The organism is Bartonella sp. AS69XJJH (assembly GCF_042195585.1).
Classification (GTDB): Bacteria; Pseudomonadota; Alphaproteobacteria; order Rhizobiales; family Rhizobiaceae; genus Bartonella.
In genome coordinates this window covers 1-11,309 of record NZ_JBHIOO010000027.1, presented here as the reverse complement: position 1 = coordinate 11,309, position 11,309 = coordinate 1, and the positions used below count along the sequence as shown (strand labels likewise).

Sequence of the window (11,309 nt, the reverse complement as noted above, 5' to 3'; positions counted from 1 at the left end):
ATATAAAGAGGGATTGTTTGTAAGGAACGCATTGCGTGAATAATTTTTGCAAATTGCTCTTCTGAGATATTACCACGGCGCATATCAGAAGAAGAAACCTTTATTTGTTCTGAGATAATGCGAGTTGCAAGCTGTTCTGTTGACATCTCAAGTGAGAAGAAACCTACAATGCCCCCTTCATTTTCTTGGCTGTTATCACGCTTACAAGCATTGGCAATATTAAAAGCAATATTGGTCGCCAGAGAGGTTTTTCCCATCCCAGGGCGTCCAGCTATGATAATCAAATCAGATGGCTGTAGCCCCCCCATTTTCTCATCAAGGGTTTTGATATGGGTAGCGATCCCAGAGAGCTTTGAAGAACGCTTTTTCGCTGCACTTGCCATGTTAAGTGCTTTTGCAATGGCTGTATCAAAGTTTTCAAACCCACCCCCATATTTTCCTTTTTCGGCGAGCTCAAATAACTGATTTTCAATCGTTTCAATTTGTTGGGAAGGTGTAAGTTCTAAAGGCGCATCAAAAGCTGTATTGGCAACTTCATTGCCAAGATTAATCAAAGACCGGCGGATAAAAAGATCGTAAATGACGCGTCCATAATCTTCAGCGTTAATAATAGTAACTGCCTCTGTGGCTAAACGAACAACATACTGGTATACAGTAATATCTCCAACTTTTTCTTCCATTTGGATATAGGGCTTGATTGTAATGGGGTTTGCAAGATGACCCTTTTGAATAATTTGTAAGACAATCTCAAAGATCTTTTGATGGAGCCTTTCAAAAAAATGTTCTGCTTTGAGAAAGTCTGAAACGCGATCGAGTGCATCATTATTAATCAGGATTGCTCCAAGTAATGCCTGCTCTGCTTCAATATTATGGGGAAGTTGACGAAAAGAAGAAGCAAAATTATCTCTTGGATTCTCTGTTTTTAGCATGTTCAATGTTCTCATTGCTGTCCCTTCCCTTGTCTGGTGCTTCAAGTGTGATTTCTGTTGTGTATCCGCTTTGTTTTTCATAGCGGTGGGTGACGGTAGAAGCTTTCCATGGACCATTGATTTGCCCACGGAACCCTTGCAACACTAGAGGTTGATCCGCCATGATTTCGGGACGCCCCGCAAGGGTCAAAGAGCCACTGCCCACAGCACGACACAACCTATCCGACTCGGAAGCAGCAGCAGCTTGTGCTTCTTCCTCACAAGTGTAACAAGTCCGTAAACGCCGCACGGGACCGCTAAATCCTGTCTGATGCTTGACTTGGCATTGCTGCCCTTTTGAGCGATCAAAATAAGAAGCTTCAATGGTGCCATATTGCGTACGTGGCTCTAACGTGAATTCCCAGTTGGAACAGTCGTGTTTATGAAGTTGGAGTGCTGGTAAATTATCTCCGCTTAAAAATAAAAACTTATTGTCCTTGATCAAAAAACGTGCCTGCATGCGGTCAGCAAGGCGGGTTAAAAAATCAACAGCCGATTGATCTGTGCGAATCACATAAGGCAAAGGTTTTTTAGTGAACTGGGGACTGACCTTTGCTTGATAGCCATGGCGTTTGGCGAGTGTCTCAACAATCTCACCAACAGTTTTGTGGTCAAAATGTTCACTCATCTGTTCTTTGAGTTCTTTACGCATCGAGGCACTTTTGCCGCAAAGGCGCAAGATCTCTCCATCACTGCCCCCACAACTTACAACCGATTCGACAACAAAACACCCCATAAATGCACTGATGCTGTTCTCATAGCCAAAGATCACCTGGAGAGCGCTGTTGCTCTGTGGAACCTCTAAATCATTGCCGTTATCATCAAACTCTGCTTCAAATGTATCGGCTTCATTACCGGCATGGTCCGTAATGGTTGCGGTTAAAAGACGCTGGTAAAAAACCGCGTGAACAGGTTTGTCTACCACCTTGACCACAATAAAAGGGTGTGTACGCATTAATCCCATAGCCGCTTCACCGTGCTTTGGGGATTAGACAACACAAATTCAGGCAGAATGACCTTCAAGCCCCGCGGCAAAAGTACACCATATTTGGCAATCTCTGGATTGGCTTCCAATGTAGCTTCTAAATAGCCTTTGAGTAAACCAGCTTGCCTCCGGTCCCCTAACACAGCCATGGCATGGTGAAAGCAGATGAGATCGAGACTCATATCCTCTAGCTCTACGACAACATGCTTTTCTGGTATCTTCATGGAGTTTGCCCAACTTGATATTGTCCCACTTGGGTTTGTCCCACCTGAGTTTGTCCTTGTGGTTTTCCCCCATTAAAAAAGGGCAAGAGCGTAATGGAATAGCGGATACGCTGTGATTGACCAGAGCGACTGATATAGTCGTGGTCTTTCGTGATACTGGTAATCACCACGGGTCCATGGAGAAGGACACTATAGGTCGTACATTGATCCAACGAAGCATCTGAACCGGCTTTGCTCTTTTGATCGTTGTGGTGACGGCGTCAATGGCTACCCGATCACCAAATTCTTCTGGAAACCAAACGCCATGAATGGTTTTTGCATCATTGCCATAGCCGGTAAATTGCAAACTGGGAGACCTGCCAAAACGTTCCATACAAACCCATGAGGCAGAAAACTCTTCTTCAAAGGATTGGAAATTCAGCCAGTCCACATAAAATTGATGCGGTCCTAACATCATCAAAGGATCTCTCATACACTCCCTCCTCTCATTGTGTTTCTCTTAATCACTCTGTGTCTCCCAACCATAAGCGCCTCCCCTCATTGCCTTTCTGCCCTCATTCTGTCCCACCATGCAATGCATTGGCGCGTGCGCGTTGAATGGCATGAGCAATCGTTCGACCGGTAGCAACAGGATCACGCGCGCCATTGACATGCACCATGACATTTTGAGTGCGATACATAAGTTTGTGTGTCCCTCCTCTCATTCTGTTCCCCCATGCAATGCATTGGCGCGTGCACGTTGAATGGCATGGGCAACCGCTCGACCGGTAGCAACAGGATCACGCGCGCCATTGACATGCACCATGACATTTTGAGTGCGATACATAAGTTTGTGTGTCCCTCCTCTCATTCTGTTCCCCCATGCAATGCATTGGCGCGTGCACGTTGAATGGCATGGGCAACCGCTCGACCGGTAGCAACAGGATCACGCGCGCCATTAACATGCACTGTGACATTTTGATTGTGTGTGATGGGGGAACGGTCTTTGTCTTTTGCTTCTGTGAAAGGGGAACTTGCATGCCCCGCTCCCGCAAATTGTGCAATCGGTTGAATGGTTGTTTTGCCTCCCAAAAAACTTGGCAAAAACCCTCTTACATCAATGGACCCAATCCACCCCTTAATGCGGTGAGGTAAAGATTTACAAAAATCCGTCAATTGTGAGATGGTGCCCATAAAACCATTAACAATCCAACTTGCTAAATCTTCTCCGGCTTGTTCCATACTTGCCCTAGCACACTCAGAGAGCTTTTCGCGGACAAAAAAACTCTTTCCAAACTGAAACTTCTTAAAATCCCCTTTTTACACTTCTCTCCAAGCAAAGATAAAACTGTCAAGACACGTGAGTATCGTCTAAGAGTAATTGCGTGAGACCATAACCACTATAAACAGACACCAATATTTGTATCGTATTGTATCTATTTACGTATAAAAGAAGAAGATAAAATTATAATATAATCAAAAGTTCATACAGTTAATCAAGGGAAATTGTACAGCATCACAAAACATCAATTGTTTGAAGGCTATAAGTAAAAAATTGATCAAAACAAAAAGCTTTTCTTATGAAAAAAAGAGTTGCACATGAGTAGATATTATAAATCTCTAACAAAGGGCATAATTTGATAATTATACTGCAACAAACTAATAGAATAACAAACCATTATTCCGCTTTGTATTAAAGCTCTGTTTACATTACACCATTGCACTTATAGCGCATAACCTGAAATCTTAGCATCTTTGAAAAAAGATAAAAAAGATGTCTGATTTTTCATTCTATTTTTAAGTGACATTTAGACACTCTCATTGCTCTTCAAATCCGCGCATATAATACGTTTAATACGTTTTTCCCTCATCCTTAAAACAAAGAAAAAACTATTATAACTTACTGCAACTTGCAGAAAATTGGGTGTCTTTCCCTATAACACCAAGATCTTTAATTAAAAGCGGTTTTCCTATTTCTCCATTATAGGCTTTAACGCGAATGGTCTTTCCTTTCACATCTATGAGGTAATAATCTCCATTAAAAAGCGCACCAGCTGTATAGATAGGGATATTTCCAAAAACCTTATCATTTTTCGCACGGCAATAAGACTGATAATGCGTATGACCCACGAAGATTGCTTTAACATTATGAGAGGTAATAATTGACTTAAAGACTGACAAATCTTTAGCATTCTTTTTACGAATAAAAAAGGATTCACCATCAATGGAAGCAGCACGCGCATCATGAAAATTAATGATTGTCACTTTACCTCTTGCATCAGCAGCAGCTAAATCGTTCCTAAGCCAATCTAAAGATTTATTGATTTGCACCTGCATAGACTGTCCCATCAAACGAACCGTATAGCTTGGATAATTGTGAAGCTGCACATAGTGAACATCTCCATAATCCCAAGAATAACTCAAACTCCCCCTTATCGAGCGAATGTTTCCACCCGAAATGGGAACCAAACTTTCAGTAACATCTGCATTGAAATGCGATAATTGACTACGGTATTTTTTGATTTCCGATACCATTCTTGAAACTGCACTTACAGCACAAGCATCTTTGTAAAAACTGAATTCTTGAGGATTTGTACAATTACCAACATTATTGGCATAATCGTGATTCCCTAGCCCCTCATAGACAGGTGCTCCAAGAGTTTTATAAACATTTTCATAATCATCATAGTTTTTTTGTTGTCCAAACTCCGTCAGATCACCATTGACAATATGGAACGCGGCCTTGTGCGCTTTTATCACGCCAGCAACCTGCTCATTTATCTTTAACCACGGCTCTCTATTTGATACTCCATTGGCATCACCAGAGTTTAAACGCCACGGTTGCGGATCAGCCATAATGATAGCAGTATAATTTTTTGTAAGAGACTTTTCTTTCATCGACCAGCTCATGAATGCATCATGATAAAGCCTATTGTCCCTTCTTAACTTTTCAGAATCAAGATTAAAACAACCAGAGAGAGTAAAAGCAATCACGGTGATTACCAATTCAACTTTATATCTCATAAACCTATCACCATAAAAACGTTATATATTTTTTTATAAAAAATTCCTCAGAAGCAATTTTTTTAGATTTTCTTGTCAAAAATGTGTCAAAAATTCAAAATAACGAAAACAATGATCCTTCAATGAAGATGCACTTTAATGATATCAAAGAACCATCAGTTTCAAGCCTTTAACTTCAAGCACTTTAATTGATTGAGATTTAGGAGCTTGCGCTATACCCATTTCAAATGCCATTGATATATCAACAGCTTATCAAAAACTAGGCATTTATCAGAAACCTAGCAAGTGTTCGTATACTATTAAAATATCCCCAACAGGAGAAAAAATGTATTCTTATACTAGAGCACCTAACTCCTTTGGATATTAAGATCAAATATATTAGAATACTATGATAAATAAGGTATAAATAATCAACAGTGCTAGCAACAATGTTTGAGTATTACCGTCATAACTCACTTTGATAAGCTATAAAAATGCAGAAATATTACATAATAATATTATTACTTTATAATAAATAATATAAATTATGTAATTATTATAATAATATTTATTATTCATATAATACAAATAAGTAAAAATACACTGTGTATTAAATGTAAATTCATACAAATTTAATATTATTTATTTTTTAATTTTGACAAAAAACCAAAAATGTCTTACCAAATAAAAATAATTATCGAAATTAATAACAACTATCCATTTTCACTTCTTCTTATGAAGTTTGCGGGGAAATGAATATTTGGGGGCTCTCATAAGGAGAATACTGGTGTATAAAACATCCCTTTTATCATGCACGGCTGCGACTGCTATCATCCTATTCAACATCCAGTTCACTGCACATGCTGAAACTCTTAGCGTTGCCAACGAAGAAAAAGATATATCCGGAAAAACGTACGAGACTATTTATGTAAAAGACAAAGGAAAAATCACCGGCAGTACTGTAAATGTAACTGGAAATGAAAACACAAATACAGACACAGGTAGCGATAAATATGTTGTAACAGTTGAAGGAGCTAACAGTGCGCTTGAATTAAATGGCTTAAATATTCAAGGCACTGATTCTGATGTTCGTTTCGGTGTTTCTGTAAAAGACAGCGCTAACATCAACCTGACTGGGGGAAACATTACAGCTTCTCAAACCGGCGTTTATATTGATGGTAGTAAGAATAGTAGAAATATACTGCAAAATGTAGTGATATCAGATAATAAAAATGAAGCATCATCACTCCTTGGAATAGAAATAAACAACGAAAGTTTAATCACTTTAGAAAATGTAACTGTTAAGCAAGCAGAAACTGGTATACTTGCGGATGTTGTTTCTCAAGTTATAGTATCTGGAGGATCATTCGAAGGTAAAATGGATGGCGTATATGCTATGGGCGGCACCACCATTACTGTAGATGGCGGTACTAACATTACCTCATCTAATGGTAACGGACTCCATGCCGATGATGAAAATACCACCATAAAAATGACTGGGGGAAGCGTAACTGGAAAAGACGCAGCATTGTATACAAACGACGGTGGTCATATTAAAGTCACGGGTGGTACTCTAACAGCAAAGGGAGATACCACAAGTGCACCTACTACAGAAGGGGATAACCCTGATACATCTAATAAGGGTACTAAAATTGAGAGTGGATTCGGCGCATTGTCGCAAGGTGAAAACAGTGTGATTGAATTGTCTGATACAACGATCAATGATGCTACAATCGGGTTAAAAACACAAGAAAGTGGCGCAATCGCAATGACTGGGGGAAGCATTACAGCGTCCAAAGTTGGTGCATTCTTTTTGGATAGCAAGAGCAAAGAAAACGAACTGAAAGATGTAGTGACATCAAGTGGGAAAGATGATGCGCCACTAATCAATGGAATCAAGGCAACTAACAGTAATGTCACTTTAAATAATGTAACAGTGACGCAAGCACAAACTGCCATAGATGCATATGATTCCACAGTAAAAGTCTTAGGAGGATCATTTGATGCAGAAACAGCAACAATATTTGCTCAAAACGGCGGCAACATCACTTTAACTGGCGGTGCAAAAATTACATCATATAATGATGCTGGACTCTATGCGGAAGGTTCAAAGTCCATCATCGAAATGACAGGAGGGAGCATCACAGCGAAAGAGGAAGCAGTAACGACAACATACGGTGGTCATATTACTGTTACAGATGTCACCCTAAAAACAAATGGTGATGGACTTGGTGTAGCTTCTGATGACCTTGGTAGCATGATTGAATTACTTGGAAAGACAACGATTAGTGATAGTGCCGTCGGGCTTCAAGCACAAAACGGTGGTGTAATCAAGATGACTGGGGGAACCATTACAGTTTCTGCAGCTGGTGCTCTTTTCTCTAACAGTAACAGCCGTGAAAACAGACTAGAAAATGTGACCATATCGAGTGATAAAGATGATATGCCGCTAATCGCTGGGATAATGGCAGACAAAAACAGCGCTGTTACTTTAGAAAACATAATAGTGTCTCAAGCAGGTAATGCTATAGTTGTAGATAATTCTACAATAACAGTCTTAGGAGGATCATTTGATGCAAAAAATGCAACAATATCTGCTCAAAACGGCGGCAGCATCATTTTAACAAACGGTGCGAAAATTACATCGTCTGGTGATGTTGGATTCTATGCAAAAGGTTCAAACTCCTCCATCACAATGATAGAAGGAAACGTCACGGGAAAAGGGAGTGCTTTGGCTGCTGAAGATGGTGGCCATATTACTGTTACAGATGTTACCCTAAAAACAAATGATAGCGATACGTCATCTGGTGTATTTTCTAATGGCGCAAATAGTGTAATTGAATTGCTTGGAAAGACAACAATTAGTGGTAGTGCAATCGGGCTTGCAGTACAAAATGATGGCGCAATCAAGATGATTGGGGGAACCATTACAGCTTCTGCAGCTGGTGCTGGATTCTTAAACAGTAACAGTCGTGAAAACAAACTAGAAAATGTGATAATATCGAGTGGTAAAGACGATACGCCACTGAACTTTGGAATAAAAGCAGATAAAAGTACCGTCACTTTAAAAGATGCAACCGTCATGCAAGCAACCAATGCCTTAGTTGCAGATCATGATTCGACAATAACAATCTCGGGAGGATTATTTAATGCAAAAGGTGCAACAATATCTGCTCAAAACGGCAGCGCCATCACTTTAACAAACGGTGCAAAAATTACTTCATCTGAGAGCTTTGGACTCTATGCTGAAAGCTTAAAATCTACCATCACAATGACGGGAGGCTCTGTCACTGGGCAAGTTAGTGCTTTGGCTGCTGAAGATGGTGGCCATATTACTGTTACAGATGTTACCCTAAAAACAAATGATAGCGATAAGTCATCTGGTGTATTTTCTAATGGCGCAAACAGTGTGATTTTTCTTGAAAAAACAACGATTAGTGGTAGTGGAACTGGGCTTACAGCAAACAATGGTGGTGCAGTCAACATGACTGGAGGAACCATTACAGCTTCTATAGTTGGTGCTGACTTCTCAAGCAGCAGCAGCAATGAAAACAGACTAGAAGGTGTGACAATATCAAGTGGTAAAGACGATGCGCCACTGAGCTTGGGAGTAATAGCAGACCAAAACAGTATCATCACTTTAAAAGATGTAACCATCATGCAAGCAACCAATGCCTTAGTTGCAGATGATCACTCGACAATAACAGCCTCAGGAGGATCATTTCATGCACAAAATACAACAATATCTGCTCAAAACGGCAGCGCCATCACTTTAACCAACAATGCAAACATTACATCATCTGATAACGTTGGACTCTATGCAAACAGTTCAAACTCCACCATCAGCATGACGGGAGGAACCGTCACGGGGAAAGGTAATGCATTGGTTGCTGAAAATGGCGGACATATTACGGTCACAAATGTGTCTCTAAATGTTACAGATGTATCTCTAGATGACGACGATATATCGTCTGGTGTATTTTCTAATGGCGAAGGCAGTGTAGTTGAATTGCTTGAAGGAACAACGATTAGTAATAGTGAAATTGGACTTACAACAAACGATGGTGGCGCAATAAAAATGACTGGAGGAACCATTAAAACTTCTCTAGTTGGTGCCGGCTTCTTAAACAGTAACAGCGGTGAAAACAAGCTAGAAGGTGTGAAGATATCGAATAGTAAAGACGATGCGCTACTAAACTTTGGAATAAGAGCAGACAAAAGTACCGTTGTTTTAAATAATGTAAAAGTGACTCAGGCAGCCGCCAGTATAGTTGCAAATGATCACTCAACAATAACAGTCTCAGGAGGATCATTTAGTGGACGTGATGTAGGAGGAAGCGCCGAAGCCAGCAGTACGATTATCTTAAAAAACAATGCTAACATTACATCATCTGATGGCGGAGGACTCCTTGCAGACGGTTCAGGATCTAAGATCATAATGATGGGAGGATCCGTAGCCGCGAACGAAACAGCGTTATTCGCAATCAACGGAGGGCATATTGATGCCACAGATGTTGCTCTAAAAACAGAGGGCAAAGGAAGCGGTGCATTTGTAAGTGGCAATGACAGCACAATTCAATTGCATGGTGATACAATAATTAACAATACTTTTGGCGGACTTGGAGCAGTTGACGGTGGTAAAATCACCAGCAAAGATTTAACAATAATCGGTGGTGAAGCACTTGACGGCCCCGACAACGAACGCACTGGTATATGGACATCGGACTCTGGTAGTGAAGTTAGGTTAATGGGCAAAACAACCATTCAAAATGTCGATGAAGGTTTTTATGCAGACGGTGGAAGTAAAATCATTAGCGGAGATTTAATTATAACCGGTGGTGAAAGTAAAACAATGACCGTTGGTGTAAACGTTGCGGAGTCTGATAGTGCAATCGAATTAAATGGTAAAACAATCATTCAAAATTTTGATGTTGGTCTCACAGCAGCGAATAATAGCACGATTAAGATGATTAATGGTGATATTGGAGCAGCACAGAATGCAATAAAAAATAAAATAGATGCAAAAAAAGTTGCACTATGGGCGGCATTTAACGGACATATTGATGTCCAGAATGCTTCTCTAACAGCAGGAGTTTCTGGTTTGCAATTTATAGCTCTCTATAATATTAAATCAGATGTACCTCAAAAATATCAAAGCAGTGAAATCAATTTGACCAATGCAGATGTTCACGCTGAAAATGGTACTGGAATTTTTGTTGGAGGTTTCACTAACACAAACATGGAAGATATTCCAACTTTATCAATCGGTACAGTCAATCTCAAAAATTCAGAAATCCATGCTGATGTATTGTTAGGAGATGGTCTTTTTACGAAAGAAAAAAGCTTTTGGGAAGAAGATGATATTACCGAGATCTCCAACGGCACCTTCACATTAAGCGCTGATCAGTCTACTCTAGAGGGCAGAGCGAATATTGCTAAAGACAGAAATGTACACTTTGATCTGAAAAACAAGACAACATGGACACTAAAGACCAGTACAAAAGAAAAAGATGATGATGGCAATCTGCTTGATATTGCTCAAAGATCACGTTCTGATGTTTCTGTACTTAATCTCAACAACAGTTCTATTGTTTTTGATGGACTGGTAGACGATCATTATCACACATTGCATATAGGATCTGGTAAACCAGATACGCAAGCAGTCTACAACGCCTCTGGAGACGCAAAGATTTACTTCAACACGGCTTGGAGTGATGGGGTAGCAAGTGCCGATCAAAAAACCGATAGACTTCTGATCCACGGTAATGTCTCAGGCTCCACAACAGTTTATATCAAAAGCGATACAGGGGATGAAAGTAGTGTAATAAATGCCTCTGATCCTTCCAATATAGGTGGACTTTCACTCATTCAAGTCTCTGGAAAAGCACAGGAAGACTCTTTCAAACTTGTAAACGGCTACACCACAAGAGGTCGTTTACCTTATAAATATACGCTAACGGCTTATGGACCAGAGTCAAGCCACGGACAAGCCGATGTTGCACAAAATCTGTTTGATGAAAAGAATGAAAATTTCTGGGATTTCCGCTTGCATAAAGAAATTCTTGAAACGGATTCTGGTTCTGGTCCAAGTGTGATCGTCCCTGTAGCACAAACGGCCAGTTACTTAGTCATGCCAAATGCTCTCTTCTA

7 protein-coding genes and 2 pseudogenes are annotated in these 11,309 nt (G+C 40.2%); 1 reads left to right on the top strand and 8 read right to left on the bottom strand.

Translation table 11 applies throughout. The annotated features are described in order from the left end of the window. The 8 genes and pseudogenes from ACFIK6_RS08515 to ACFIK6_RS08480 all read right to left on the bottom strand — a co-directional run. Positions 1–929: DnaB-like helicase C-terminal domain-containing protein (locus ACFIK6_RS08515; protein ID WP_375642198.1), on the bottom strand; the 929-nt coding region annotated here is incomplete at its 3' end. Next, entirely contained in the window at positions 901–1,923 is a 1,023-nt protein-coding gene (locus ACFIK6_RS08510; protein WP_375642229.1) for a phage late control D family protein, read from the bottom strand. The genes ACFIK6_RS08515 and ACFIK6_RS08510, both read right to left, overlap by 29 nt. After that, positions 1,923–2,177 (bottom strand): tail protein X, encoded by a 255-nt coding sequence (locus tag ACFIK6_RS08505; RefSeq protein ID WP_375642199.1) that lies wholly within the window; start codon positions 2,175–2,177, stop codon positions 1,923–1,925. The genes ACFIK6_RS08510 and ACFIK6_RS08505 overlap by 1 nt, the downstream gene beginning before the upstream one ends. Continuing rightward, positions 2,174–2,649 (bottom strand): annotated as a pseudogene (locus ACFIK6_RS08500) (phage tail protein). The gene ACFIK6_RS08505 and the pseudogene ACFIK6_RS08500 overlap by 4 nt, the downstream one beginning before the upstream one ends. An 82-nt stretch (positions 2,650–2,731) precedes the next feature. Continuing rightward, positions 2,732–2,857, bottom strand: coding sequence for a hypothetical protein (locus ACFIK6_RS08495; protein WP_375642200.1), 126 nt, complete (start codon positions 2,855–2,857; stop codon positions 2,732–2,734). Between the two features lie 20 nt (positions 2,858–2,877). Continuing rightward, positions 2,878–3,003, bottom strand: a complete 126-nt coding sequence (locus ACFIK6_RS08490; protein WP_375642201.1) for a hypothetical protein — start codon at positions 3,001–3,003, stop codon at positions 2,878–2,880. Positions 3,004–3,023: 20 nt separating this feature from the next. Then, positions 3,024–3,398, bottom strand: coding sequence for a hypothetical protein (locus ACFIK6_RS08485; RefSeq protein ID WP_375642202.1), 375 nt, complete (start codon positions 3,396–3,398; stop codon positions 3,024–3,026). Positions 3,399–4,049: 651 nt separating this feature from the next. Continuing rightward, entirely contained in the window at positions 4,050–5,180 is a 1,131-nt protein-coding gene (locus tag ACFIK6_RS08480) for a metallophosphoesterase (protein WP_375677536.1), read from the bottom strand. A gap of 3,745 nt (positions 5,181–8,925) precedes the next feature. Here ACFIK6_RS08480 and ACFIK6_RS08475 point away from each other — a divergent pair. Next, positions 8,926–11,309: pseudogene (locus ACFIK6_RS08475) on the top strand (autotransporter outer membrane beta-barrel domain-containing protein); the annotation flags it as partial.

Bases quoted from the DNA above. Each gene is read 5' to 3' on its own strand.
- ACFIK6_RS08495 (WP_375642200.1), bottom strand. From the start codon at position 2,857: ATGTATCGCACTCAAAATGTCATGGTGCATGTCAATGGCGCGCGTGAT.
- ACFIK6_RS08490 (WP_375642201.1), bottom strand. From the start codon at position 3,003: ATGTATCGCACTCAAAATGTCATGGTGCATGTCAATGGCGCGCGTGAT.
- ACFIK6_RS08485 (WP_375642202.1), bottom strand. From the start codon at position 3,398: ATGGAACAAGCCGGAGAAGATTTAGCAAGTTGGATTGTTAATGGTTTT.
- ACFIK6_RS08505 (WP_375642199.1), bottom strand. From the start codon at position 2,177: ATGAAGATACCAGAAAAGCATGTTGTCGTAGAGCTAGAGGATATGAGT.
- ACFIK6_RS08480 (WP_375677536.1), bottom strand. From the start codon at position 5,180: ATGAGATATAAAGTTGAATTGGTAATCACCGTGATTGCTTTTACTCTC.
- ACFIK6_RS08510 (WP_375642229.1), bottom strand. From the start codon at position 1,923: ATGCGTACACACCCTTTTATTGTGGTCAAGGTGGTAGACAAACCTGTT.